This is a genomic window from Aequorivita lipolytica (assembly GCF_007997135.1).
Taxonomy (GTDB): Bacteria; Bacteroidota; Bacteroidia; order Flavobacteriales; family Flavobacteriaceae; genus Aequorivita; species Aequorivita lipolytica.
Genome location: NZ_VORU01000004.1, coordinates 128,576 through 153,907, shown reverse-complemented (window position 1 = coordinate 153,907; position 25,332 = coordinate 128,576). Strand labels below are relative to the sequence as shown.

Sequence of the window (25,332 nt, the reverse complement as noted above, 5' to 3'; positions counted from 1 at the left end):
TAATCAATTCTCCCAGAATGGATCGTGATATACGGCCTGAGCTTCTTTTTCTATGTGGATTTCAGTAATTTTTTCAAGCTGCTCGGCGGTTGCCACCTTTTGGATTTCATTAAAAAGAATACGTTCCTCAAAACGTATGTGGGCATCGAGCTCTTCCTCTAAATGGCTCAACGATTTCTCTGGATTTTCAGTATCTTTAAAAAGGCGCTCTAAACGTCTATGCTCTTTTAAGACACGAATAACCAATTCATTTTCTTTATCTAAAATAGGGAAAACATATTTTTCTTCGGCTTCGAAGTGCGGTTTTATTTCTTCTTCAAAAAACCAAGCTGCATACTTTTGAAGTCTATCCGTAGCAATATTTTTACTAAAACCCTTGCGCAGTTTCCAACTAAATAGCAGTCCAAAATGATGTTGTCTGCTTAATGGCTGCAATGCTAGATGGCGTTTTATAGGTTTTTTCTTTTCCATTGTTAATTGTATTTTAAACTGAAATTAACGCATTTTCAGTTAATTTCTTAATTAAGAAATCTCGGCTATTTTTTGAAGCATGCCATTTTGCCTCATCCGCCATTTTTCACGTAATGTTTAGGATTACAGTTTCAAAAATGTTTCGCCTTCTTCTAAGTTATTGGCTAGATCCATCACGAGTGTGTTTTCGCACATATCTTTCAATCCATTTCTTACAACCATAAACTGATCGTGAACCGGGCAAGGATGTGCTGACGAACACTTGCGCAGCCCAAGACCGCAACCCGTAAAAATTTGGTCTCCATCAATAGTGGCAACAATATCGGCAAGTTTTAAGGTTGAATTCTTTTCTAAGTAAAACCCGCCACGGGGGCCCTTTCTGGATAGAATTATTCCCGCCCGTGCAAGTTGTTGACAAACTTTTGCCGTAAATGGTTCGGGAGAGTCTACTGCTTTGGCTATTTCTGTAATATTGGGGCGCAGATCTTTTTGAGATTGCTTCGCAATAAACAGAACTGCCCTAATACCATATTCACAGGCTTTTGAAAACATAAACTATTATTTTTTTCAAAAGTAAGTAATGCAATTTTATTCAAGGATAAATCCATCCTAAAAATATCCTGCAACCTCAACAATAAATAGAACCTTAACTAATTGATAAGTCTAACCATTAAATCTTCGATGCGCCTCCCGTTCCAACGCTTCACGATGATCGGGATGTGCGATGGATATAAGCGCTTTTGCACGTTGTTCCAAACCCTTCCCAAAGAGATTTACAACGCCAAATTCGGTTGCAACGTAATGAACGTGTGCTCTAGTTGTGGTTACACTAGCTCCTTCTTTCAAAAACGGCGTGATTTTAGAAATGCCTTTATTCGTAATAGATGGCATTGCAATAATGGGTTTCCCTCCTTCTGAAAGTGAAGCGCCGCGAATAAAATCCATTTGTCCTCCAACGCCAGAATATTGGTACATCCCGATACTATCAGCACAAACCTGGCCTGTTAAATCTATCTCAATGGCACTGTTTATGGCAGTTACTTTTGGATTGCGGCGAATAATGGCAGTATCATTTGTGTAAGCGGCTTCCTTGAAATGTACTATAGGATTATCATCAATAAAATCATATAACTTCTTAGTTCCCATTGCGAAACAAGTAACTATTTTGCCAGTCTTTATTTCTTTATCCTCACCGGTAATAATTCCTTTTTCAACTAAAGGAAGTATCCCGTCGCTGAACATTTCTGTGTGGATTCCCAATCGTTTATGGTTATGCAAATTGTGAAGCACGGCATTTGGAATGTTACCAATGCCCATTTGCAACGTTGCGCCATCTTCTACCAATTCAGCAACATTTCTTCCTATGGTAGCCTCAACTTCAGACGGCTCTCCAATTACGGAGGCATAGATTGGCGTGTTTATATTTACTCCAAAGTCTATATTTTTTATATGAATAATGCCATCACCGTGGGTTCTAGGAACATTTGGATTTATAAGTGCAACAACACGTTTTGCAGTTTGGATGGCAGGCAAAGTAACATCAACCGAAACACCCAACGAGCAATAACCGTGTTTGTCTGGAGTAGAAACTTGAATAAAAGCAACATCCAGCGGAAGAATATTTCTTCTAAAAAGCCAATGGATTTCGCTTAAAAAAACTGGAATATAATCGCCGTGGATTGTATTTACGCCTTTGCGAACGTTATCGCCCACAAAACAACTTGCAAGATGAAAGGCATCAGTGTATGGAGCTTGAATATATTTGGCATCGCCGTGGGTGTGGATTTGAATTATTTCAACATTTTTCAGTTCGCGATATCTTTCACACAAAGTGTCTATCAATAAATTGGGCGTCATTGCAGCGCCTTGAAAAAATACGCGGTTATTTGATTTTACTATAGATACGGCCTCTTCGGCAGAAACGATTTGCATAATTTTAATTTTTGTGCAAAGGTTGGAAATCGTGTTGGAATTTGAAATGATATTAGTCAGATTTTAAAAAATTTGACGATTGGAAAATCATTTTTTATAAAATGTATCAATTTTCCATTTTATTGGATTATTGATAATATATGATTGAATTCTCTGAAAAGAATTTTGATTGCGGATTATATGGTCGTGATATCGCGATTGCCACCCAAAATCGGGATTGATTATTCGGGCATTAATTGTTACGGCCGATTTAAAACCACGTATTATTGATGCCAAATTTTTCGATTGCGGCCCAAATTTGTTTCCCGTTGTATTATTTATATCAATACCATCAACGGAATTATATTGGTTACGTCCAATCCCGATAATTGCATGAAAATGATTTGGCATTACAACAAATTCGCCCATTTCCAAATTCATATCTGGCCGAATTTCAAATGTTTTTTGCCATTCCATTTTTACAATAATACCGATTTCGTTTAATTGCATTTTGGGAATGGATGACGCATCCACATTACCGAAAAAACAGATTCTATTTTTGGTGCAAATTGTTATAAAATACGTTGCATTCCATCCGTAGTCCCAATTCTGTAAACGGGTGGATGAAATGCGATATTTGTTTCTGAATTTATCAGACATTTTATTGTCAAATTAATACGGAAAATACGCATTAAATTTGAATTCGTCATAGAGACGCGATGCATCGCGTCTCTACCGTGATATTAATTGTTTTGTGCTTAATTCAATGTAATTTCTACCGTCTCCAATATATCATTCACAATAGAAACACCTTTATCCTCATTATACCAAACCTGCAAAAGTTCTTTAAAGGCATCGTTAATTTTTCCGTGTTGGGTTTTGTAATCCGTCACCAACTTTGTGGCAGCTTTGGAACGCGGACCGAAAGTTTGAAGCACATTTAAATTTTCATCAAGCATAATTACTACAGGAATGGATTGCGAACCATTGGTTAAAAACTGATTCATCAACTCAGTGTTGTCATCGCGAAGAACAATTTTTAAATCGATGTTTTCTGAAAACTGGGCAATCTTATTCAAAAACGGAAGTGTTTGTGCAGCATCGCCACACCAAGGTTCGCTGATTACAAGCCACGTTTGTTTTTCAGAAATATTTTTAAAAACTTCAATGCTTTCCTCTGAAATTTCAGCAGTTTTGTCCAATCGTTTCGTGCGGCTGAAGTTCAATTTTGTATAATCAATCTTTTCTTGCGTTTGCTCACTGGTGGTTCTGCCCTCTTCCGCCAATTGTTTGAAAAACAAGTTGTACTGGGTATAGTCCATTGCTTTTTTGACCGAGTTCTCTATTAAATTTTTCATTTTATTCTTTTTAAAATTTTCTTTATTGTAAACTTCGTTATAAAATCCGCCACGATTTTCTTTTCGTTTTAAGGATTGTTGAATTATCAAATGCGCCACATTTACCATATTCCGAAGCTGGGAAAGCGCCGTATTCAATTTATGTTTTTGATATAATGCTTCCATTTCGAAATATAATTTTTCAAGTTGAAGGGAAGCTTTCTTTAAATCATTATTATTGCGAACAACGCCTGCAAATCTTCGCATTAAATGCTGCAGTTCCATTGTTTTCTGCTGAAGAATCTCCGAACCCTGAAACATAACCGTGCCGTTGTCATCCCACTCGGGAATAGTGGTAGTCGTTCGTAAAGGTAGGTTCTTACTTATATATTTAAAAATTCGATCTGCATAAACTAAAGCCTCTAACAATGAATTTGAAGCCAAGCGATTCGCGCCGTGCAAACCTGTATGCGAACATTCGCCGCAGGCAAAAAGATTTTTCAATGAAGTTTTGCCATTAATATCTACAACCACGCCACCGCACAAATAATGCGCTGCCGGAACTACTGGAATCCAATCTTTCGCAACGTTAATATTTTTCTGTAAACAGGTTTCATATATGTTTGGAAAATGTTGTTTGAATTCATCAATATCTAAATGTGTGCAATCCAAAAAAACGCAGTCATCGCCAGATTTTTTCATTTCGGAATCTATGGCGCGTGAAACAATATCTCGTGAAGCCAATTCACCTCGCTCATCGTATTGAAACATAAATCGCTGGCCATTTTTGTTCCGAAGAAAAGCCCCAAACCCACGTACAGCCTCAGAAATTAAAAAGGAAGCGCCATTGTTTCCATCGTAAAATGCCGTGGGATGAAACTGGATAAACTCCATATTTTCAATTCGAGCTTTTGCACGATACGCCATTGCAATACCGTCGCCTGTGGCAACTGCGGGATTGGTGGTGTGGCCGTAAACTTGCCCCATTCCGCCCGAAGCGAGCGTGGTGCAATCTGCTTTAATGGTAAAAATACTTCCCGAAATCTGGTCCAAAACATACGCCCCGTAACACGAGATTTCTTCACTTTTGCTAGTGGGCAAATGATGCTCGGTAATTAAATCTATCGCAAAATGATGCGGGAGCAATGTGATATTTTTTAAATGGTTTACACGGGCCAAAAGAGCACGCTCAATTTCGTTGCCTGTGGTATCTTTATGATGGATTACCCTAAATTCGGAATGGCCCCCTTCCCTGCCCAAATTGAGTTCACCATCAACATCGGTGTCAAAGTGAGCGCCCCATTCCATCAATTCTCTCAGTCTTTTTGGGCCGTCTTTTATTACCATTTCCACGACGGTTTTGTCGCAAAGACCGTCGCCAGCAAGCAGGGTATCTTCAATGTGTTTTTGAAAGGAATCTTCTTTTAGATCGAAAACCGCCGCCACGCCTCCTTGGGCGTATTTGGTGTTCGATTCCGACTGATGGGCTTTGGTTACAACTGTTATTTTTTTCTTTGGAAATTTCTCAGCAAGTTTCACAGCGAGTGTTAAACCCGCAGCTCCAGAACCGATAATTAAAAAATTGGTTTCCATCATTATTTTGATAATTCCAGCATTCGTTGAATAGGCAGAATTGCTTTTTTTCGTATTTCTTCAGAAACCTCTATCTGTGGGGTTTCGTTCAACAAACAATCATAAAGTTTTTGCAAAGTGTTCATTTTCATAAACGCACATTCACTGCAAGCACAAGTATTATCTTCTTCCGCGGGGGCAGGAATCAATACGGCTTGTGGTACTTCCTGTTGCATTTTATGAAGAATTCCTGCTTCGGTCGCAACTATAAATTTTTCCGAAGGATGTTTTTTCACATAATCAATCATTCCCGCCGTTGAACCAACATAGGTGGCAGTTTCCAAAATATGGCTTTCACTTTCGGGATGCGCAATTATTTTAGAACCGGGATGCTCTTTGTACAATTTCAAAAGTTTATCTATTGAAAATGCTTCGTGCACGATGCACGCACCGTCCCAAAGCAGCATTTCTCTTCCAGTTTTTTTCTGAATATATTTTCCCAGGTTTTTATCGGGTGCAAAAATAATCGGCACGTCTTTCGGAACGGAATTCACGATTTTTTCGGCGTTGGAAGAAGTACAAATAATATCGCTTAAAGCTTTTACTTCCGCAGAACAATTAACGTAGGTAATCACCGTATGATCCGGATGAGCGTCAACTAATTTTTTAAAAGCATCCGGCGGACAGGAATCTGCCAAGGAACAACCCGCCATCAAATCTGGCAGCAAAACCTTTTTGTTGGGGTTCAATATTTTGGCGGTTTCGGCCATAAAATGAACGCCTGCAAATACAATTATTTCTGCATCGGTTTCGGCCGCTTTTTGTGAAAGACCCAAACTGTCGCCCACATAATCTGCCACTTCCTGAATTTCGGGCACTTGATAATAATGTGCGAGAATTACGGCGTTTTTTTGCTTTTTCAGTTTAGTTATTTTTTGATGTAAATCCATCTTTTATGGTTTAATTTTTTGAAGAAATGCTTTGAATAAAGGAAATGCAACAATAGAAAGTGAAACGAAAATTGCAATCCCAAAAATGAAAAACGAAATGTAATACGGAATGAGTGCATCCTGCATTTCAGAAAACGATCCATCTTTTGAAACGTACATCCAATAGCTTCTTTTAGCTCCCGCAATTATGAGGGAAACAAAAAATATAAACAGTGAAATAGTGAATGAAACAAAGCCTCTTTTCACCCATTTTCTATCTGTTTCAAAGTTCGGATAAAGCTGATGAACAATAAAAAATAAGGCAGAAAATAAAATGGTTGTGTTAATACCAATGGTAGTTCCCATAGAATGTGCCACCGTAATATGCGTGCCGTGTGTAAAGAAATTGATGGCGGGAATAGAAAACAATAATGCAAGAATGATATTTATAAAAATCCACAAATCCGTGGCTAGCAAAAACCGATATGCCATTGGGTGGTTTTCTTTTTCAACTTTTAAAACGGAGCGTTTCCAGTTGTAAATGATTGAAGTCAAAACTATCCACTCCGTCATACTAATTCCGTAAGCCACATAACGAATCCAAGGTTGTGTGGGCAACAAATAGGTGTGATGCGCCCACCCGAACATTAAATTTGTAAGTCCCAAAAAGTAGAAGAAAAACGCAACTTTATTTGTTGCAACGTTGCTGTCCTTTTTTATTTTGGACATCAAATAAATGGAAATTCCATAAACTAGCATATTCCACGAACCTGTAAACGAGCCAGTTGATTTCCACTGCACAGAAAAATCTTTGATGAAATTCAACCTAAAAAAATCGAACAGCCAGAAGTGTGCTTCCATTAAATGATAACACATAAAAACGATTCCCGTGCCCCACATCCAGTAATATACAGGCCAGCCTTTTACATTTTTATAAATTGTTTTAAAATAATTTATTCCAAATAAAACCCAACCAATTAAAATAGGAACCATCAAAACTGGCGCAAAAGCGAAGTATTCCCTTCCTTCAGTATAATCGAACGCAAACGAAAAGTAGATGGCAACACCCGTTAAAAGGAAAATGATAAAATGAATTTTTACCAACAAAGGCGAAAAGAGTTTGAATTTTTCAACATACGTGAGGAAAAAATAGATGCTTCCTGTTGCGCAGAGCACAATCCACGAAATAACCGAGGTAACGTGAAACGGACGCAGTTTTGAAAACGGAATGTTTTCTTTTAAAAATTCGGGCATTAAATATTGAAACGAGGCCGTCATCCCGAAGAACATTCCTAGAAACAATGCAGTCATCGCAAAAAGAAGAAAATAAATTGGAGCTTTACTTTTCATTCTTGTACTTTATTTTCACCCAACCAGTGGCTTCAATTTCGGCGTCGTAGTTGGGATAGATTCCTGTTTCATCAACCCGTTTAAGATATTCCACCAAAGCATCTTTTTCCTCTTCTGAAAAATTAAACTGTGGCATACTTTTTACGCCGCTATTCAAAAACGCTTTTATATAATTTGGACCTTTGCCTTCTGCAGAATAAATGTTGGTTAAATCTGGGCCAAGATAACCACCCGAACCATACAATTGATGACAGGACCAACAACGATTGCTTTGAAACAATTGTTGACCATTCACTGCCGCAGGGGATAGTTTTTCGACGGCCACATAGCCATCGGTATTGTAAACTACATAGTTATAAAAGCCAAAAAGGGCAAGCAAAATTGCAATTACAAAAAGGTAAGGTCTTGAATTATTGGACATTTCGAAATACCATAATTGCCGATAAAAATACCGCTTCACTATTGCTCAATATATGACTTATATCAGTTTATAAGATAAAAGTATCTTTTATTTTCGTTCTTCTAAAAATCCTTTCGGTTTCGATTTCGATTTCGATTTCATTTTCAAAAATATGATCAACAAACAACTGCTAAAACCAAAAAGTATAGTAATAATAGGTGCCTCCAACGACACCAAAAAACCTGGAGGCAATATGTTGAAAAATATTATTTCCGGCAGTTTTAAAGGCGAGCTAAGCGTTGTAAATCCAAAAGAAGAAAAAGTTCAGGGTATTAAAAGTTATTCTGAAGTAAAAGAAATCTCTCAAACAGAGCTGGCTATTCTCGCTATTCCCGCCAAATATTGTGCTGGAACCATAAAAATTTTAGCCGAAGAAAAAAACACTAAAGCTTTCATAATTATTTCGGCAGGTTTTGGTGAAGCGGGCGAAACCGGGAAACAATTGGAACAGGAAATCGCACAAACAGTTGAGGGCGTTGGCGGATGCTTGATTGGCCCAAACTGCATTGGCGTTATTACCGAAAACTATAAGGGTGTTTTTACAGCTCCAGTTCCAAAATTCAATCCGCAGGGTTGCGATCTTATTTCGGGTTCTGGCGCTACGGCGGTTTTTATTATGGAAGCGGGAATGGCGCTGGGAGTTTCCTTTGCAAATGTATTCTCTGTCGGAAATGGTGCGCAGACAAGTGTTGAGGATATTTTGGAATATATGGACAATCATTTCAATTTGGAAACCGATCCGCTGATAAAACTGCTTTATTTAGAAACTATTTCCAACCCCAAAAAACTTTTAAAACACGCTTCGTCTCTTATTAAAAAAGGGGCTAAAATCGCAGCCATCAAAGCTGGAAGTACTGCGGAAGGCAGCCGTGCCGCAACTTCGCACACTGGTGCGATCGCGAGTAGCGATATGACGGTGCGCGCGCTTTTCAACAAAGCGGGAATAGTTTATTGCAGTAGCCGCGAGGAACTGTTGAGCGTAGCTTCCATTTTTAACTATAAAAAATTAGAGGGGAAAAACATCGCAATCATTACCCACGCCGGAGGTTCAGCGGTGATGCTGGCGGATGAGCTTTCAAAAGGAGGCTTAAAGGTTCCTGAAATCTCTGGTCCCGATGCCGAAAAACTGAAATCGTTTCTCTATCCCGGGTCTTCAGTTAGCAATCCAATAGATTTTTTGGCAACGGGAACTGCAGAGCAATTGGGCATTATCATTGATTACTGCGAACATAAATTTGAAAATATTGATGCGATGGCCGTAGTTTTTGGTAGTCCCGGGCTTTTTGATGTTGAAAACGTTTATAACGTTTTGAGCGTGAAATTGGAAATTTGCAAAAAACCAATTTTTCCAGTGCTACCTTCCGTGGTGAACGCACAACGCGAGATCCAATCCTTTTTGAGAAAAGGACATATCAATTTTCCCGATGAAGTTGTTTTGGGAAAAGCACTTTCACAAGTTTTCAATACTCCGGAACCTATTTCGGAAGAGATTTCACTGCCGAAAATAGACATTGAAAAAATACGTTCCATTATTGAAAATGCTTCCGAAGGCTATCTCAATGCTGCACAAACTGAAAAGTTGCTGGACGCTGCAGGAATTCCGCGTGTTATAGAAATAGTGGAAAATTCGAAGGAAGCAATACATTCCAAAATGGGTTCTATGGATTTTCCCGTGGTGATGAAAGTTGTGGGACCGCTTCACAAAAGCGATGCTAAAGGTGTGGTGCTGAATATTACTTCCAAAGAAGAAGTTTCGGAAACCTTCGATTTGCTGATGAAAATAGATTCCGCAACGGCGGTAATGGTGCAACCACAATTGGCGGGGCTGGAACTGTTTGTGGGCGTAACAAAAGAACCCGGTTTTAACCATACCATTCTTTGTGGTTTGGGCGGAATTTTTATTGAAGTACTGAATGATGTTGCTGCTGGTTTAAGCCCTATTTCAAAAGATGAAGCACAGAAAATGGTGCAATCGCTCCGCGGCTACAAACTCATTCAAGGCGCGAGAGGCCAAGAGGGTGTGGACGAAAACCAGTTTGTGGAAATTATCCAACGACTTTCTGCTTTGGTGGAAGCTGCTCCAGAAATAACCGAAATGGATCTCAATCCATTAATTGGCACACAACGGGCAATTACGGCGGTGGATGCGCGGGTGCGGATTGGGTGATAATAATGAGAGAACATCAATGACGACAACCCTTCAAACCGCCCAAACAACAATAAGCAACAACGCCACAAAAGCAACTAGCAGCACCTTCCAAAAAGCATTCGCTTTTTTAAGTTCCATAAAGAAAAAAGCTACGCCTATAATTTTCAAGAAAGACAATCCCAAAATAATACTTGTAACGTAGGCGCTGCCAATATTCGCAAAAACCGCGGTAATGATTGTGAGTACTATTAAAATGAGCCAAGTGATGTTGAAAGTGCGTTCCATTTTTTAAAAAAGTAAATAAATTATAGGGAAGAGCAGTAGCCAAATTAAATCGCACATATGCCAAAAAGCAGCACCCGATTCGTAATCTTCTACCTTTAAGGTTTCGGGTTTTTTGCTGAGGGTTCTTCCTAAAACAGCTAAAATTACAATCCCAACAATCACGTGAATCACGTGGAAAAGTGTGAGCATCCAGTAATAACCAAAAAATGAATTGTAGCCCACGGTAAGTCCTGCTTCTACTTTTTCGTAATATTCAAAACTTTTGAGCGCTAGAAAGAGGAAGCCTCCAAAAACAGTAAACATTAAAAACAATTTGCTTTTACTGAAATTTCCAGCTTTCAAAAAATGTACAGATTGCGCCATACACCAACCGCTACTAAGTAGGAAAACCGTATTTATAGCCCCAAACCCCGTATTGAGAAGTAAACGCGATTCGTGAAAAACCTCAGGTTCGGCTCTAGCGTTCAAAGCCATAAAAACCAAGGCGATGCCAAAGGTTACCAATTCTAAATAAATAATGATCCACATTAAAATCCCGCCTGGCGGATAGAAAATATTTTTGTAATCTATTTTTACTGTATTGTCCATTTTCAGCTTTGGTGTTTTATTTTATCGTACAGTTTTACCAGTGATTGCAGCAATTCCACAGGCGTGGTCAAAATCTGGAAATGGTTCTGCCCAAACATTTGCGGCAAGTAATATTTTGCCTGCGCTTCTATTGCTAATGCATATGAATTTATGTTCCGCTGGTTCAATTCGCGAAGGGCTTGTTTTACATCGTTGATGCCATATTTGCCTTCGTATTTATCGTAATCGTTGGGTTTCCCGTCAGAAATAAGGATTACCCATTTATTTTTGGTATTGCGTTTATCCAGCAAAGCTCCCGAATGTCTTAAGGCAGTACCAATTCGCGTATAACCGCAGGGCTGCAACGCGCCAACTTTGTGTTTCGCCTTTTGCCACGGTTCATCAAAATCTTTTAAAGTTAAATAAGTGCTGTGGTTGCGGGTTTTTGAATAGAAACCGGCAATGGAAAAATCAACATTGAATTCATCCAAAATTTCCCCAAAAATGATGGAAACCTGTTTTTCAACATCTATTACCCGATTGTCCGCCGCATAACCATCACTGGAAAGACTGCTATCTAAAAGCATCAAAATGGAAAGGTCTTTTTCTTTTTTTCGTTTTGAAAGATAGATATTTTCCGAAGGCGTGTGCCCCGAGTGGACGTCCACATATAAATCCGTCAGTGCATCGAGATCAAACTCTTCGCCTTGCAATTGTCTGCGTTGCTGCTGATATTTATTGTTAACAGAAGTGAGCATTTTCCGCAATCCCATTAAAGTGGAAGCGTGTTCACGTAACGTATTCTTATAATAATCAGAATCGGTTTCGGTCTGTGTTTGCGGAAAAACTTTACAGAAATCTGGTTTGTAAACTCGTTTGGAATAATCCCATTCATCGTAAAAAATATGGTGGCCGGTAATCGCAATTTCGGCACTTTCTGAAATTGTTGTGTTTTCAATAAATTCTGCTTGATAGATGGAATGTGTGGGGTCGTCCACCCGCACGGTCTGTTTCATATTCAAATCTTCAAGCGCATTTGCGTGGTCGTCCAGTTCATCATCGCCATCAAAATCGCGCCAGCCGCCCTCCCACTCTTCGGCGGTTTCGGCTTTTTCAAAATTGTGGGTAAGCATATAATCTTCCTGCGCTTTTTTATCGACTGCAATAGATTTTATTTCTTCCACCGCATTGGCTTTCAAAATGGTGTTTATCTCTTCTTCAATGGCAGATTTCACTTTTTCTGAAATATTTTGAAGTACTTTCTTCTTCGGCGTTTCGGGCGAATTTTCCATCCATTTCCCATAAATAAAAGAATAATCCGCAGGTTTTTTTTCAGTAGCTTTTTCTGAAAAAAGAAGTCGTAGTTCTGTATAAATTACTTCAGTTCCGGGGAATTGACTAAAGATTTCCTTCAATATTTTTTCAGAATTTTCTTCGGAAATGTGTCGCGCTTCTTCCAAAGTATGCTCCTCTCCCAATTCATAATTAAGTTGAAAACTTTTCTGGATTGAAAGGTAAAGTGTTCTAAATATGAAGAATCCAAGATTTTTTTCTGAAGTATCAAAGCCTGAGAAACGCTCGGGTAAAAAGAAAGCGTTGTTTTTGTAACCGCCCTCCTGCTCCGCCTCAAATATTTCGATGGGTTGGCCTGTAACAGCACGAGCCACCAATGTGAGTCGAGGTTTTATTTCGCTCAATTTTACAGTGTGCGCAATTGCTTCCTTCGCACTTTTTTTTCGGTGTTTTAGGAATTTTGCAACCTTGGCAAAGATAAATTCATCGGGTTCGAACATAGCTTTGGCTTAAATCATCAAATCGCACAAATCAGTCAGTGCTTGGGTAATTTCAAGATCGTCGGTCAAAGGTTCTACTATCGCCACTTTAACGGAAAGACGCTTCGGAAGACCACTATTTATGAGCATTGCTGCATCAACCAGCAAACGGGTAGAAACGGTTTCGGTAAGTCCCAATTCAGTAAGATTCCTGATTTTGTTGGCAATGTTCACCAATTTTTTTGAAGTGTCTTTGTCCAAACCTGTTTCAGTTTGTACAATTTCCGTTTCAATTTTAGGTTCTGGATATTTGAATGAAAGTGCTACAAAACGTTGGCGGGTAGAAGGTTTCAGTTCTTTAAAACCTTTTTGGTAACCAGGATTGAAGGATGCAACTAGCATAAAATCTGGGTGTGCTTTTACAGTAATCCCAAGTTTATCTATGTAAAGTTCCTTTCTATGATCTGTAAGTGAATGTATTGCAACTACCACATCTGGGCGGGCTTCGGCTATTTCGTCTAAATAAAGAATTGCGCCTTCCTTCACGGCATTGGTCAACGGGCCATCCACCCAAATGGTTTCTGCGCCTTTAATGATGTAGCGACCAATAAGGTCTGTGGAAGAGGTTTCTTCGTGGCAGGAAACAGTTATAATTGATTGCTCAAACTGATGCGCCATAAATTCTACAAACCTTGTCTTTCCAGTTCCTGTGGGACCTTTCAGCAACATTGGTAGTCTGTTTTTAAAGGCGTGCTGAAAAACTTCAACCTCGCGATCTATTGGTTTATAGAAAGGTATTTCTTCGGAAGAAATCTTCGTTTTTGGTTTTATATTTATTGTGTCTGTTGTTTCCATAATTATTCAATTTAATTTCCAAATACGGAAGAAATAAAAGGCCCGAAAAGCGGTTCTTGTTGGGAAGCTGTCTAAATTTTGCCCATAAAAAAGACAAAACAAAAGATTAAACTTCCCGGGTTTTCAGGTATAAGAGCGTAACCGAATTCAGGCCTTTTTTAATTATTTATAAAAATTCGTTATCATTGGTTTCCAAGGCTTCATCTGTTGGGAGACCGTGTTTGTAAAAATCGTATATATAGGTTAAAATTCCGAAGGCGAAAAGGCTGGCACAAAGAATAAGCACCACAAAGTGTATGCTGATTTCTTTTTGTACCTCCATAAAATCCATTTTAAACTTTCGTTCCAAATAAACCTGAGCTACGCCTGCCACTCCAAAAGCAATAGTCATCCCGATCATCCCGATATTTGCGGTCCAAAAAGCCAGTCGACCGCGTACGCCGTCGTAAAATTTACGTCCCGTCATATTTGGAAGACTATAGCTTATAATTGCCAAAACAATCATAGCATAAGCACCCCAAAAAGCCAAGTGACCGTGCATTGCAGTAACTAATGTTCCGTGCGTGTAAAGGTTAGTTTGTGGCAGTGTGTGTGCAAAACCTAAAAGACCAGCGCCCACGAAAGATACAATAGCTGCGCCAAGCGTCCAAAACAGCGCAATTTTGTTTGGGTGTTTCTTTTCGCCTTTGCGATACATATTTACTGCGAATAGCGCCATTGCAAGGAACGCTAAAGGCTCCAAAGCGGAGAAAATTCCACCTACAATAAGCCAGATTTTATTAACACCAATATAATAGTAATGGTGACCCGTACCAAGCACTCCGGAAAGGAAGGTAAGACCAACAATTACATATAGCCATTTTTCAATAACCTCACGATCTACACCTGTTAGTTTTATAAGTAAGAAAGAGAGGATACCACCCATAATAAGTTCCCAAACGCCTTCAACCCAAAGGTGAACAACCCACCAACGGAAAAAACTGTCCGTTACTTGGCTGTCAAAAGGTAACATTCCTGGAAGGTATAAAAGCGCCGCAAACAAGAGTCCCATAGAAAGCACTAATGCTGTTGTGGTTTTTCGTTTTCCTTTGAAAAGCGTTATAAGTATGAGCGCTAAAAACAGTAAAACATTTAAAACCACCAAGTAGTCAAGTTGGCGAGGTATTTCTAAAAATTTACGTCCTTCCCAAATGTTAAAGTGAAAACCCACAACAGCGAGAACGCCTACCAATGCAAGGGAAATAAGCTGAACATACGCCAGCTTAACGCTTACAAGTTCGCGTTGGGCTTCTTCGGGAATAATGTAGTAAGCTGCGCCCATAAAACCGGAGAGCAACCAAACCACAAGTAGATTGGTATGAACAGCACGTGCTGTGTTAAAAGGTATAAATTCGTGCAGTCCATCCATACCGATGCGCGCGAAACCCATAATAAATCCGTAAGTAAGTTGTAAAACTAGCAGTAGCATTGAGAGAGCGAAAAACCAATAGGCTACTTTTTGAGATTTGTATTTCATGTTTATAAAATATTTGATTATTGAAGGAAATGGAATGCCCTAATTAAACATCTTCGGTTGGTTGAAACTTAGGAAAGGGCATTTCATAAATATGGTTTTGGGTTAGTTTAGTTGAGTGATTTTTCACCTTTTGACAATGGAGAAACAACACGTTCGAAGCCATTTAGATCTATCTCGCCTATCCATTTAAAGAATTCGATGACGTCAAGAGCTTCTTCTTCAGAAAAACCGTAGGCAACCATTTTTCGGTCGTTTGGTGCCCAAGGAACGGGCGTCATAAGTACCGCTTTTATGTAGCCTTCACCGCGGCGTTCAACTACTTTTGTAAGTTCTGGTGCGTAATAAGCGCCTTCACCTAAAATGGTGTGGCAACCCATACAGTTGTTTTCTTCCCAGATAACTTTACCACGAACCACTTGGGCGGTAATGTTTTCATAGTTAGTTTGATCCTGGTCATCACTAAAAGAATAGATAGTAAGACCAATAAAAATAAGGAATGTAACGAGCGTTCCAACTAGGAAAAAAGCCCGAGCTTGTTGTTTGGATAGCATATTGGTTAGTGTTAAGTTAAAAGATATTAAGACTTTTTAATCTTAATACAAAGGACGTATTTGAGCGTTTTATGAAATATGATTATTATCATAATTCAGAAACTTTTGTTAAAAAATAAATTCGATTTCTATCTTTTTCAAGTTGCAACATTGAAGACATAGTTGATAAGAATTTTTATAATTCTTATCAATAGAAGAAGTATTGTTGAAATAGACTATGTTTAAATCCTCTTAAATAGAGATTTCCAAAGGAAAATTTGTTTTCTGAAGACTGAAGATTTCACTCTCCGCCTGTAATAAATCTTTTTTAAATTGAATTATGTTCAACAAAAGATAAGCTGGTAACGACTGCCGATAATGCTCAATACCCTCTAACAGATTCTTACAAAAATTCTCCCAATTTTTAATGTCGCGAGGGGATGGTTGGTTAGTCTGTTCAATTTCTTTTTTCAGAAAATCAATATAAAGACGCAGTTCGGCAACAAACATTGCGGGTCTATCATTTTCTAGCATAGCATTTTTCCTCCCGTAAATATGGTCTGTCATTTCGCGCAAACTGGTAATTTTTGAAAAATTGACAATGTTTGGCCCAGGGCAAATAGTAACAGCGGGTAGTTTTTTAATAAACGGAACGTCATAATTAATGGCCGCCGCATTGCTTAGACCAATACAGAGACACTCTTTGCTCAAGACATCCTCGCGCTGCTGTTCCAATTCTTTTATGGGAAGATTTAAAGTGTCCAGTTGCTGCAGTTTCAATTTTTGGTATTTACTTGACGCTGTACAAATTGGCTCTTTGGTAAACTCTGTGTTTGAGACCAATAGTTTTTCGGTACATGGGCTGCCGGGTTTATCTTTGGCTATTCGGTCAAGACGTTCTTTTTCTGCAGTGGTACCTTTTAAATAGTTAAACTGAACACCCAAAGGCGATGCTTTGCTGCGAACCACATCATTTTCTTTAGATTGGCGAAGGAGTTCAAGGGTGTTTTCATCTACAGTTGTAGCTTCTGGACACAGTAAAAATGGCGTACCCCAACCGGTGCCATCCACTTTATAAAATTCACGCAACAGGCTATCTTCCTCACTAGTTCCAATACCGCCCTGAAATGTAATTTTAATTGGGTGGGCTTGGGAAAAACTTGGCTTTCCTTTAGCTATAATTGCTGGATTGTATAATTCAAAAAGACTATCCTGAAGTTCCTGCTTTTTCTCCTTAAACTCTTGAAGTATTGGCCCCATTAGCAAACCTTGGGTGGCAAAAACATGCCCGCCACAATTAAGTCCAGATTCTATACGGAACTCACTTACCCAAATTCCTTTTTTCGCTAAATATTTCCCTTGTATTAATGCCGAACGGTAATCGCTTACCTTAATAATCACTTTTTTTTGAAAACAACCCCATTGATATGCATCAAAGGCTGAAAAGTTTTCCATATAGTTGTAAAGACGCGGATTCATACCTGCAGAAAAAATGAGGGAAGAATTGGTTAGTTCACTCTTGGCATATCCTTTTAGTGCCGTCAACGCATCAGAACCATTCTCTATCAAATCCTTGTTTTTGTCCAGATTGTCTTTATCTACTTTGGTCATTATATTTACCTCAATAGCACCCGGTACCACGAGCTTGAGTAGAAAATTTTCTAATAATGTCTTTTTTTCAGGGTTTGATGCAAAAAGCAATTCGTGATATTTTTCCTTCAACGCACTTGTGTCTGGAAGCATTTCAAAATACTTAATTAGGTCAGATCCAGTTTCAAACGCTGAAGCTTTAAGTTTTTCCATTTTGGAATTAACAATGCGCTGCATCAAGTTCAGGTAATCGGTAATTCGGCGGGCTCTATAATCAAGCTCTTTTACTGTTATTGCAACGTAGGTTTCGTTATTTTGTTGATAGTAATACTTTCGCATTACTTCCAAAATATTATCTTCAATAACTGAAATTGCAGCATTGATGCCGAAACAAGCAACTTTTATGGGAGTATCAATAGTGTAAGCTATTCCCATCACAGGAATATGAAAGGTATGCGGACTGGTAGTTTGCATCTAAAATTAGAATTTGGATTAAAATACGGTAAAGTTGAGAAATCCTAAATTACTGTATTATGACCGAAATCATAAAAAATACAAATCACTCTTTATTTAAGAAGATGCCTAATATTTTATTGATAATAATGCGATTAACCTGTAAATATTATTGCTTTAAACGACTAGAAATCTTTCCGCTTCGCAATTCTCCAAATAAAGAAAGTTGGTACAATTACCCAAACGGCAAGCATCGCTGACGAAAGTATCAGGCCGAAATTAGTTCCAAAGAATTTTTGAAAAACAGCTCCTGTATAACCCAAAAGTGCTGAAATATCAAGTTTCAAAAGAATTAAAACTCGCGACAAATCTACAGGATTGAGCATTGTAGCTGCCAATGAAAATTTATCCAATGGATAGTCCTCAAAATATAAAAGCGACATTAAAAAGATTCCGTCATAAATTACCGCCATAAAGAGCCAAAGCAGAATTGCATAACCAAAACCTTTGATTTTATTTTCGTTTGAAAGCGCAATTACAAAAGCCAAAGCTGTAAAAATGAAGGTTAAAAATGCGCCAGTTACTAATAATAATGAAAAGTCCCAAATGGCGCTGCTGTTGAAAATTCCATAGAAAACAAAAGGTAAACCGAGGCCAATTACCAAACTCATTGCAAGTGATGTTGCTACTCCAAAATACTGCCCTAAAAAAATGGAGCTACGTTTTACGGGTTGCGCTAAGAGAAGTTCTGTAAACTCGCGTGAATCGTAATAATACATTACGCCAAAAATGGTACCTATTAGCGGCACTAATATTATAATTACATTCATCAACGTGATTACCGCTTTAGAAAGGTCATTGTTCAAAAATAAAAGTACAACGCCAAGCAGCAAATAGAATAGAAAATATACGTAACTCCAACGGCTGCGCACTAAATCGTAAAAACTATATTTTAATATCTTAAGCATAACTTGCGGATAAAATGGAGGCTATTGCGTGTTCAAAATCGAGTTGTTCGGTTTTGGATTTTAGTTCAGGAATCGTTCCTTTAAAATAAATTTTACCTTCTAGAATAAAAACAATTTCGTCGGCAATTTCTTCAACGAAACTCAGAATATGTGATGTCACCAAGATTGTTTTTCCTTTTTCTTTTTCAGAAAAAATTAGATTTTTCAATCGTAAGTGCGAAATAGGATCTAGACCACTAGTAGGTTCATCGAGAATTATCAGCGGACTGTCAAACATAAACGCAAGCACTAAATTCACTTTTTGTTTTGTCCCTCCAGAGAGGTTTGCCAGCTTTTTATTTAGAAATGGTTGCAGTTTAAAAAGCTCGATTAGCTCTTCGTCTTTTGTAGCTTTTGCATCGCGCAAATCCTTAATCATTGCAATAAGCTCGCTAACTTTTAAATTCCCGGGGAAATTGGCAATTTGTGGCAAATAATCAATTTCGTTACGGTATTTAAAATTGTTTTTCAGCGGTTTCTCATCAATGAATATTTCTCCAGAATCTGGCAAAACCATTCCTAAAATACATTTTATAAGCGTTGTTTTCCCTGAGCCATTTGGGCCCAGTACGGAGAATATTCCGCCACGTTCTATGGCAAGGTCTATGCCTTTTAGCACTTCATTCTTACCGAATTTTTTATATAGATTTTTAACTTCTATCATGGTTTATAGGTTTCATTCTTGGATTGATATCCATCAAATCGTCTGGGGTAAATACTGGGGAAACTTTTTCAGAAAAGTCGATGATGTCTATAAACAGACTTCGCAATAAAATTATTGTTTCTGGAGTACGGTTCACTATATAAGTAAAAAGTTTTACGGGTCGGTACGGTACATCGCCTATTCCGTTTTTATCTAAGTCGTAGCCAGTATAATTGCTCCAATAGTTATTGTCAAATTTATTGCTATTTAACCTTCCGTTATAGGTAATATCGAATGAGTTGTAGCGAAAATTATTATTAATAAATTGATTATTGTAGCAAGCACCTTTCACTTTTATGGCGTAACCATTACTTGTAAAATCGTTGTTCTCATAGTTAATCCGGTTACTACCTTCTATGTTTATCCCTATTGTATTTTCCTTAAAAACGTTGTTAGTTATGTTAGCATCGTTAATTTCTTTAAGCAATATTCCGAAAGATGCCGTTCCCCAATTTTCTTTAAAAATATTGTAGTGCATTTCTATAAATTTGGAAAACATAACAGCTACTCCTGCCCCATTATTTTCAAAGATATTGTACTCGTAAACATCGTTATTACTAAACATAAAATGCAACCCATAACGTAGGTTGTTTTTACTTAAATTGTGACTAATTATTATATTATCTGAAAATTCAAGATAGATACCATCGCGCACATTTTCAACAGTATTTCCGCGTACTTCTACACCTTTACAATACCAAAGCTGGATGCCATTACCAGAATTATATTCATTTACGGCATCGCCTCTTATTTTGTTGTTTAATACTTTCCCGTTGTTTGATTTTTCAAGGTAAATTCCGAAGAAAAGTTTTTCAAGTTCTAGATTTTGGATTAAAAATCCATCTTGTTTTATTACTCGAACTGCGGCATAATCTGAAGTGTAGCTTGTACCCACGTTTATAATCTTGAAACCATCAACGGTTACATTGTTTGAAACAATTTTGATGATTTCGCCTCGATCCTCCCCATCAATCGTTGGCATATCTTCGCCTAACAACGTAATTGCTTTATCAATAATAATGTTTACTTCATTATAAATTCCTTTTTTAACCAAAACAGTATCGCCTTCAGAGGCTTGTGCTATTCCTCCCTGAATGGTTTTTATTGGGCATGAGTTACAGACGGTTATTGTTTTTGCAAAACCCGTGAAGGTTCCTAAAAACAATATTATAGCAATTATGTAGTGGTTTTTTTTCAAGATTGAGATAAAATTAATCAATACTAAATCATCAATAATTTTGATAATTTATAAAAAAGATGGAAGGTACTAAATTTAAAAGATTACGAAGTGTTTGGAATTTGTAATCTTAGTGTTTGTAATAAGGGTTTCAGCATATTTAAATTTTGTTGAAACCCTAGTATTATAAAATTTATGGTTTTAAGTGATTTTGAATTGCTTCCCAAGAAAAAATTTCTCCTGTAAATTTTTCCTTTGCTTTTTGGGCAGCCTTTTCATTTTCGAAAGCGGAAAGATTGGCACCCATGGGGCTTGAAATCTGATCGCTAATAAGGTATGAAGATAGCGTTGCATCCATCAATTGCCCTGGTTGGTTAAAATCTGCAACCAAATAATGTGCAATTTCAGAATCACTCATATCGTCATTCAAGGAATTTAGCATACATTCAATGGCATCATATTTAAAAGCTTTGCCTTTTGAAGTTACAATTTGTGATGCATGCTGACGGTCTACAATTGTCATATTGCAAAAATGGCAAGCATCTGTGCCATATTCTATAAGCTCTGGCTTTGTGTTGCAAGAAACTAGTAATACAGAGATTATACCCACAATTAGGAAACGTTTCATAATGTTACTTTTTTAAATATTGCTTTTTTTAATTTTATTATGTTCATATTTTCCGACGAAGAAAGCCACAACGGTAAGCATCATTCCAACAAAAATCATATAAGCTCCAGTTGCTGGCCAAGAATCCACATCAAAGTTTAACATTTTTTGATACCCTAAAAGTGGTGGTTTGTAACTCATTGGTGTGCCATCTAGATTTTCAAGTTTCATAATTGCTCTGGGATCAAGATTAGTTCCATAATCTATTAGCCATTGGTTAAAATCATACATTCCCATAATTCCTAAGACGGACATAAGTATGAACCATCCTAGAAACCATTTGTAACTTACTTTTCCGAAGAAACCAAGCAATCCTATGATTACTCCAAGACCAACCATAATACCTATAACAAGTGGGAAAACTTCAAACTCCCACATATCTTCGGCTTTCGGAATAGTTCTCATCCCAATGTAGTGGTTTAAGCCATTGATATTTTGGATATCGAATTCCTGTACGCCTTGTATTCCTTGAATATAAATATTCATCCCAAGTGGATCTGGATATTGGGGTGCCCCAAGCATAATATTCCACAACGGGAATTTAAAAAGACCCAATAGCAGCAAGGAGCCAATTATCATTATTATTCCTGCTTTTTTCATTTTGTTTAAATTTTTAAATCTTAAACGTCAGTGTGCGGTTGGATTGTGTTATAAATCGTGCGGATATTATTGTTGTTGATTTTTATGGAAATAAAATCTTTCCAAATTTTTATAAAAGACGGGGGAAATCAACAACCCCCGTCTCTTTTTTGAAAATACTATTAATCACTAATAGAGTATTTTCACAACTAAAAACTTCTTTATTAGTCTTCGCCTAGGCCCCAAGACAACTCTATGTTAGAGCTAGCTGGGCTTACACGAATGTAACCTTGCATCTCTTGGTGTAAAGCTGAACAGAAATCTGTACAATAGAACGGCCAAACTCCTACTTTTTTAGGTTCCCAAAGCAAGGTTTTGGTCTGTCCTGGCATAATAAGCAATTCAGAATTATTAGCTCCTATCATTGCAAAACCGTGCGGTACATCAAAATCCTGCTCGTGGTTTGTTACGTGGAAGTAAACTTTATCGCCCACTTTTATCCCTTCAATATTATCTGGATTAAAGTGGCTACGTATCATTGTCATATAAACGTGTACTTCGTTTCCTTTACGTTCTACTCTTGCATCTGCATCTGTAATTGTAGCATGCTCGTGTTTGTTTTCTGCTAGTTTGTAAAACTTCTTAGAGTTATTTTTAATAATATCTGCAGGAATACCAGCTGCATAGTGTGGTTCACCGTGCGTTGGGAAATCTAATAGTAATTCCATTTTATCTCCTGTAATATCAAATAACTGCGCAGAGTGTTCCAATTCAGGCCCTGTAGGCAAGTAACGGTCTTTAGTAATTTTGTTCATTGCAACAAAATACTTACCGAATGGCTCACGTGAGTTTCCTCCAGGAATCATACCGTGACCTACAGAATAGAATACTGGCTGACGGTCTAAAACTTCCCAAGTTCCAAGCTTCCATTTTACCACTTCAGAAGAGATAAAGAAGGTAGTATAAGCGTTTCCTTTACCGTCAAACTCCGTGTGTAATGGGCCTAAACCTCCCTGCTTCACAGTTCCTGCAAGTACATCATCGAATTTAAGGATTGGTATACCATAAGCTTCACCGTCAAAGTTCTTTTTTTCAATAGCATCAATCATTTTGGTGAAAGAGTGTACTGTAAGATCTGCAGAAAGTTTTCCGTTACCTATAATATATTCACCAGTTGGATCTACATCAACCCCGTGTGGAGACTTTGGTGTTGGAAGAAAATATACAGCTCCCGGAACTTTAGTAGGGTCTACCGTCAATACTTCTTTTTTCATTGTGCTAGTGGCAGCGTGCGTATCGTGATCGTAAACATTATGCGCATATTCTGCTGGCATTTTAGTTCCTCCACCATTGTTTACATATTCCTCGATCAATTTCCAGTTTACCGCTGCAATAAAATCTTTATCATTTTGTGAAGCGTTTACTTCTAAAAGTGTGTTTGCCTCTTCCGTATTGTAAGTCGTAAAGAAGAACCATCCGTGAGATTTGTCACGACCTGGGTGCGAAAGATCGTAATTAAAACCTGGCATCATTAACTGGAACTTAATATCCATACGTCCTGTGTCCTGATCTACACTTAAAAATGATATGGCTCCCTTAAAGTTTCCCTTATAATCCTTTATAGACATATCACGTTGTGGTACTGGCACAGAGAATCGAGTACCTGCAACTACATATTCTGTATTTTCAGTAATGAAAGAAGAACTGTGGTTACCTGCACTATTTGGTATCTCTATAATTTCTTCGGTTTCAAAAGTTTCCAAATCAATTCTTGCAATACGTGGCGTGTTGTTTCCGTTTATAAAAATCCAACGTCCATCTAGTTTTCCATTTGTTTGTGAAATATCTGGGTGGTGAGAATCATCCCATGGCACAAAACCAAATGATGTGTTTAGCATAGGTTTGGTTTCCTCAGAATATCCATAACCACTAGTTGCAAATTGAGAGAATACAGGAATTTCCTTGAACATACGTCCCGAAGGAAGTCCATAAACTGTTAAGTTACCACTGTAACCTCCCGAGAAGAATGCATAAAACTCATCATGGTCGCCTGGAGCTACGTAAACTTTTTCAGCAGCGTTTGTGGCAAGACCACCTTGTCCGCCATTTCCTCTTTTGTCTTCACTATTATTACAGCCTACCAATCCAGCAGTCATAATAATGGTAATTAAAATATTAATTGTGTTTTTCATTGTTATCTGTTTTAGTTGTTATTCTATTTTTAATTTGCTGGAAGAATTACTTTATCTACTACGTGAATAATTCCGTTACCAGCAGGAATGCTTGCCAAAATTTTTGCACCACCCACAAATACATCATCTCCTTTTACTTCAACAGTTACATCTTGTCCGCCAGCTTGTCCTAACTTTTTAAATTTCTTCAAGAAATCCTTATTATAATTTCCAGGAGTAACGTGGTGTTTAAGGATAGTGGCAAGTTTGTCTTTGTTTTCGGGTTTTAATAAATCTTCAACTGTTCCCGGAGGTAGCGCATCAAAAGCTGCGTTTGTTGGTGCAAAAACCATTAATGGGCCTGCATTCACCAATACATTCTCTAAGCCCGCAGCTTGAACTGCAGCTACAAGCGTGGTATGGTCTGGTGAGCCGATTGCAATTTGAAGAATGTTTGGTGTTGATCCGTCATTTTCAATAAAGGCTTGGCCTTGTCTTTCAGAATCGGCATCACTTGCTGCAGAACTTTCCACAACAGTTTCTTCACCGTCGGATTTTGCTTCGTTTTTACAAGCTGAAAACACGAGTAATACAGCTGAAACAAATAGCAGTTTGGTTATAGTTTTCATTGGTTTTGGTTTTAAAACCTTGCAGGGCCTACACATTGCAAGGGGTTTGGTTGATTAATTAATTATATTAAAGTGTTCTAAAATATTCCAATACTTGTCTGGCCTCTTCTTCGGTCAGGTTCTGGTTTGCCATTGGCGAGCCATTGAATTCCATTAAAAGTGCTTTTGCAAGCGGATCATTTTTGGTCATTCCTTCTGGATCTAGAATCATGTTCATAATCCATTCTGGAGTACGTCTTTCCAAAATTCCTGTAGGCGGTGGACCAATAAATTTTTTGTCAACCTTGTGGCAAGCCATACATTTTGTTTTGTAAACCTCCATACCCTTTGCAGCCATTGCTTGATCTACAGTAGCTCCCAGCTCAACACTTTTTATTGGACCTACACCTTTATTTGTAAGATCTACCGTTTCTGAAGGCTTCACTGTAGATACTGGCTCTTCTTTAGTAGCTTCAGTAGCATCTGGTTTTTGACCAATCTGGATGTCGTTACTTTTCTTTTCTTCTTTTCCACCGCAGCTAATCAAAGTTAAGATTGCTATTGCGGCCAGTGATTTCATTATTTTTTTCATAAGTTGCTCAAATTAATTTATAAGACAAAATTAGCGCTAGAATGATAGATAGAATATGATTTTTGTCATATATGGGATATT

The 25,332-nt window shown here is 37.9% G+C and carries 24 protein-coding genes; 1 reads left to right on the top strand and 23 read right to left on the bottom strand.

Going from position 1 to position 25,332, the window contains the following annotated elements; genetic code table 11:
* Positions 1-3 precede the first annotated feature (3 nt).
* The 8 genes from ESV24_RS06885 to ESV24_RS06850 form a co-directional block, all read right to left on the bottom strand.
* Positions 4-471, bottom strand: coding sequence for a hemerythrin domain-containing protein (locus ESV24_RS06885; RefSeq protein WP_111815653.1), 468 nt, complete (start codon positions 469-471; stop codon positions 4-6).
* 123 nt (positions 472-594) lie between these two features.
* The gene (locus ESV24_RS06880; protein ID WP_111815652.1) at positions 595-1,023 is read right to left on the bottom strand and encodes an RrF2 family transcriptional regulator; all 429 of its coding nucleotides are present in this window, start codon (positions 1,021-1,023) and stop codon (positions 595-597) included.
* Positions 1,024-1,134: 111 nt separating this feature from the next.
* Positions 1,135-2,403 carry an acetyl-CoA hydrolase/transferase family protein gene (locus ESV24_RS06875; protein WP_111815651.1) on the bottom strand — a complete coding sequence of 423 codons (1,269 nt, stop codon included), beginning with the start codon at positions 2,401-2,403 and terminating at the stop codon, positions 1,135-1,137.
* Positions 2,404-2,490: 87 nt separating this feature from the next.
* On the bottom strand, positions 2,491-3,042 hold the full coding sequence (locus ESV24_RS06870) for a transposase (protein WP_111815650.1): 552 nt from the start codon (positions 3,040-3,042) through the stop codon (positions 2,491-2,493).
* A 98-nt stretch (positions 3,043-3,140) separates the two neighbouring features.
* Complete coding sequence (gene nadB, locus ESV24_RS06865) at positions 3,141-5,315, bottom strand: L-aspartate oxidase (protein WP_111815649.1); 2,175 nt, start codon at positions 5,313-5,315, stop codon at positions 3,141-3,143.
* Positions 5,315-6,241, bottom strand: coding sequence for a quinolinate synthase NadA (gene nadA / locus ESV24_RS06860; RefSeq protein WP_111815648.1), 927 nt, complete (start codon positions 6,239-6,241; stop codon positions 5,315-5,317). Before nadA ends, nadB begins: the two co-directional genes overlap by 1 nt.
* Before the next feature lie 3 nt (positions 6,242-6,244).
* Entirely contained in the window at positions 6,245-7,570 is a 1,326-nt protein-coding gene (locus tag ESV24_RS06855; RefSeq protein ID WP_111815647.1) for a cbb3-type cytochrome c oxidase subunit I, read from the bottom strand.
* The gene (locus tag ESV24_RS06850; RefSeq protein WP_111815646.1) at positions 7,560-7,991 is read right to left on the bottom strand and encodes a c-type cytochrome; all 432 of its coding nucleotides are present in this window, start codon (positions 7,989-7,991) and stop codon (positions 7,560-7,562) included. Before ESV24_RS06850 ends, ESV24_RS06855 begins: the two co-directional genes overlap by 11 nt.
* A 151-nt stretch (positions 7,992-8,142) precedes the next feature.
* Between ESV24_RS06850 and ESV24_RS06845 the strand changes: the two genes are divergently transcribed.
* Positions 8,143-10,197 (top strand): acetate--CoA ligase family protein, encoded by a 2,055-nt coding sequence (locus ESV24_RS06845; RefSeq protein ID WP_111815645.1) that lies wholly within the window; start codon positions 8,143-8,145, stop codon positions 10,195-10,197.
* A 33-nt stretch (positions 10,198-10,230) separates the two neighbouring features.
* Here ESV24_RS06845 and ESV24_RS06840 read toward each other — a convergent pair whose 3' ends face one another.
* The 15 genes from ESV24_RS06840 to ESV24_RS06770 form a co-directional block, all read right to left on the bottom strand.
* Positions 10,231-10,464, bottom strand: coding sequence for a cytochrome C oxidase subunit IV family protein (locus ESV24_RS06840; RefSeq protein ID WP_111815644.1), 234 nt, complete (start codon positions 10,462-10,464; stop codon positions 10,231-10,233).
* 3 nt (positions 10,465-10,467) lie between these two features.
* Complete coding sequence (locus tag ESV24_RS06835) at positions 10,468-11,052, bottom strand: cytochrome c oxidase subunit 3 (protein ID WP_111815643.1); 585 nt, start codon at positions 11,050-11,052, stop codon at positions 10,468-10,470.
* Between the two features lie 2 nt (positions 11,053-11,054).
* Positions 11,055-12,824, bottom strand: a complete 1,770-nt coding sequence (locus ESV24_RS06830) for a nitric oxide reductase activation protein NorD (protein WP_111815642.1) — start codon at positions 12,822-12,824, stop codon at positions 11,055-11,057.
* A 9-nt stretch (positions 12,825-12,833) separates the two neighbouring features.
* Complete coding sequence (locus ESV24_RS06825; RefSeq protein WP_111815641.1) at positions 12,834-13,658, bottom strand: CbbQ/NirQ/NorQ/GpvN family protein; 825 nt, start codon at positions 13,656-13,658, stop codon at positions 12,834-12,836.
* 166 nt (positions 13,659-13,824) lie between these two features.
* Complete coding sequence (locus tag ESV24_RS06820) at positions 13,825-15,174, bottom strand: cbb3-type cytochrome c oxidase subunit I (protein ID WP_111815640.1); 1,350 nt, start codon at positions 15,172-15,174, stop codon at positions 13,825-13,827.
* A gap of 107 nt (positions 15,175-15,281) precedes the next feature.
* Positions 15,282-15,725 carry a c-type cytochrome gene (locus ESV24_RS06815; RefSeq protein WP_111815639.1) on the bottom strand — a complete coding sequence of 148 codons (444 nt, stop codon included), beginning with the start codon at positions 15,723-15,725 and terminating at the stop codon, positions 15,282-15,284.
* Between the two features lie 231 nt (positions 15,726-15,956).
* Positions 15,957-17,768: a hypothetical protein gene (locus ESV24_RS06810; protein ID WP_111815638.1), complete on the bottom strand. Its 1,812-nt coding sequence runs from the start codon at positions 17,766-17,768 to the stop codon at positions 15,957-15,959.
* Between the two features lie 164 nt (positions 17,769-17,932).
* Entirely contained in the window at positions 17,933-18,715 is a 783-nt protein-coding gene (locus ESV24_RS06805) for an ABC transporter permease (protein ID WP_111815637.1), read from the bottom strand.
* Complete coding sequence (locus ESV24_RS06800) at positions 18,708-19,418, bottom strand: ABC transporter ATP-binding protein (protein WP_111815636.1); 711 nt, start codon at positions 19,416-19,418, stop codon at positions 18,708-18,710. The genes ESV24_RS06805 and ESV24_RS06800 overlap by 8 nt, the downstream gene beginning before the upstream one ends.
* Complete coding sequence (locus tag ESV24_RS06795) at positions 19,405-20,655, bottom strand: nitrous oxide reductase family maturation protein NosD (protein WP_235004004.1); 1,251 nt, start codon at positions 20,653-20,655, stop codon at positions 19,405-19,407. The genes ESV24_RS06800 and ESV24_RS06795 overlap by 14 nt, the downstream gene beginning before the upstream one ends.
* Positions 20,656-20,827: 172 nt before the next feature.
* Entirely contained in the window at positions 20,828-21,262 is a 435-nt protein-coding gene (locus tag ESV24_RS06790; protein ID WP_111815635.1) for a nitrous oxide reductase accessory protein NosL, read from the bottom strand.
* A 12-nt stretch (positions 21,263-21,274) separates the two neighbouring features.
* Positions 21,275-21,901: a hypothetical protein gene (locus ESV24_RS06785; RefSeq protein WP_111815634.1), complete on the bottom strand. Its 627-nt coding sequence runs from the start codon at positions 21,899-21,901 to the stop codon at positions 21,275-21,277.
* A gap of 203 nt (positions 21,902-22,104) precedes the next feature.
* Positions 22,105-24,072 carry a Sec-dependent nitrous-oxide reductase gene (gene nosZ, locus ESV24_RS06780; protein ID WP_111815633.1) on the bottom strand — a complete coding sequence of 656 codons (1,968 nt, stop codon included), beginning with the start codon at positions 24,070-24,072 and terminating at the stop codon, positions 22,105-22,107.
* A gap of 29 nt (positions 24,073-24,101) precedes the next feature.
* Positions 24,102-24,680, bottom strand: coding sequence for a fasciclin domain-containing protein (locus ESV24_RS06775; RefSeq protein WP_111815632.1), 579 nt, complete (start codon positions 24,678-24,680; stop codon positions 24,102-24,104).
* A 67-nt stretch (positions 24,681-24,747) separates the two neighbouring features.
* Complete coding sequence (locus tag ESV24_RS06770; RefSeq protein WP_111815631.1) at positions 24,748-25,251, bottom strand: c-type cytochrome; 504 nt, start codon at positions 25,249-25,251, stop codon at positions 24,748-24,750.
* Positions 25,252-25,332 lie beyond the last annotated feature (81 nt).

Coding starts and splice junctions, on each gene's coding strand:
- ESV24_RS06885 (WP_111815653.1), bottom strand. CDS start 471: ATGGAAAAGAAAAAACCTATAAAACGCCATCTAGCATTGCAGCCATTA.
- ESV24_RS06880 (WP_111815652.1), bottom strand. CDS start 1,023: ATGTTTTCAAAAGCCTGTGAATATGGTATTAGGGCAGTTCTGTTTATT.
- ESV24_RS06875 (WP_111815651.1), bottom strand. CDS start 2,403: ATGCAAATCGTTTCTGCCGAAGAGGCCGTATCTATAGTAAAATCAAAT.
- ESV24_RS06870 (WP_111815650.1), bottom strand. CDS start 3,042: ATGTCTGATAAATTCAGAAACAAATATCGCATTTCATCCACCCGTTTA.
- nadB (WP_111815649.1), bottom strand. CDS start 5,315: ATGATGGAAACCAATTTTTTAATTATCGGTTCTGGAGCTGCGGGTTTA.
- nadA (WP_111815648.1), bottom strand. CDS start 6,241: ATGGATTTACATCAAAAAATAACTAAACTGAAAAAGCAAAAAAACGCC.
- ESV24_RS06855 (WP_111815647.1), bottom strand. CDS start 7,570: ATGAAAAGTAAAGCTCCAATTTATTTTCTTCTTTTTGCGATGACTGCA.
- ESV24_RS06850 (WP_111815646.1), bottom strand. CDS start 7,991: ATGTCCAATAATTCAAGACCTTACCTTTTTGTAATTGCAATTTTGCTT.
- ESV24_RS06845 (WP_111815645.1), top strand. CDS start 8,143: ATGATCAACAAACAACTGCTAAAACCAAAAAGTATAGTAATAATAGGT.
- ESV24_RS06840 (WP_111815644.1), bottom strand. CDS start 10,464: ATGGAACGCACTTTCAACATCACTTGGCTCATTTTAATAGTACTCACA.
- ESV24_RS06835 (WP_111815643.1), bottom strand. CDS start 11,052: ATGGACAATACAGTAAAAATAGATTACAAAAATATTTTCTATCCGCCA.
- ESV24_RS06830 (WP_111815642.1), bottom strand. CDS start 12,824: ATGTTCGAACCCGATGAATTTATCTTTGCCAAGGTTGCAAAATTCCTA.
- ESV24_RS06825 (WP_111815641.1), bottom strand. CDS start 13,658: ATGGAAACAACAGACACAATAAATATAAAACCAAAAACGAAGATTTCT.
- ESV24_RS06820 (WP_111815640.1), bottom strand. CDS start 15,174: ATGAAATACAAATCTCAAAAAGTAGCCTATTGGTTTTTCGCTCTCTCA.
- ESV24_RS06815 (WP_111815639.1), bottom strand. CDS start 15,725: ATGCTATCCAAACAACAAGCTCGGGCTTTTTTCCTAGTTGGAACGCTC.
- ESV24_RS06810 (WP_111815638.1), bottom strand. CDS start 17,768: ATGCAAACTACCAGTCCGCATACCTTTCATATTCCTGTGATGGGAATA.
- ESV24_RS06805 (WP_111815637.1), bottom strand. CDS start 18,715: ATGCTTAAGATATTAAAATATAGTTTTTACGATTTAGTGCGCAGCCGT.
- ESV24_RS06800 (WP_111815636.1), bottom strand. CDS start 19,418: ATGATAGAAGTTAAAAATCTATATAAAAAATTCGGTAAGAATGAAGTG.
- ESV24_RS06790 (WP_111815635.1), bottom strand. CDS start 21,262: ATGAAACGTTTCCTAATTGTGGGTATAATCTCTGTATTACTAGTTTCT.
- ESV24_RS06785 (WP_111815634.1), bottom strand. CDS start 21,901: ATGAAAAAAGCAGGAATAATAATGATAATTGGCTCCTTGCTGCTATTG.
- nosZ (WP_111815633.1), bottom strand. CDS start 24,072: ATGAAAAACACAATTAATATTTTAATTACCATTATTATGACTGCTGGA.
- ESV24_RS06775 (WP_111815632.1), bottom strand. CDS start 24,680: ATGAAAACTATAACCAAACTGCTATTTGTTTCAGCTGTATTACTCGTG.
- ESV24_RS06770 (WP_111815631.1), bottom strand. CDS start 25,251: ATGAAAAAAATAATGAAATCACTGGCCGCAATAGCAATCTTAACTTTG.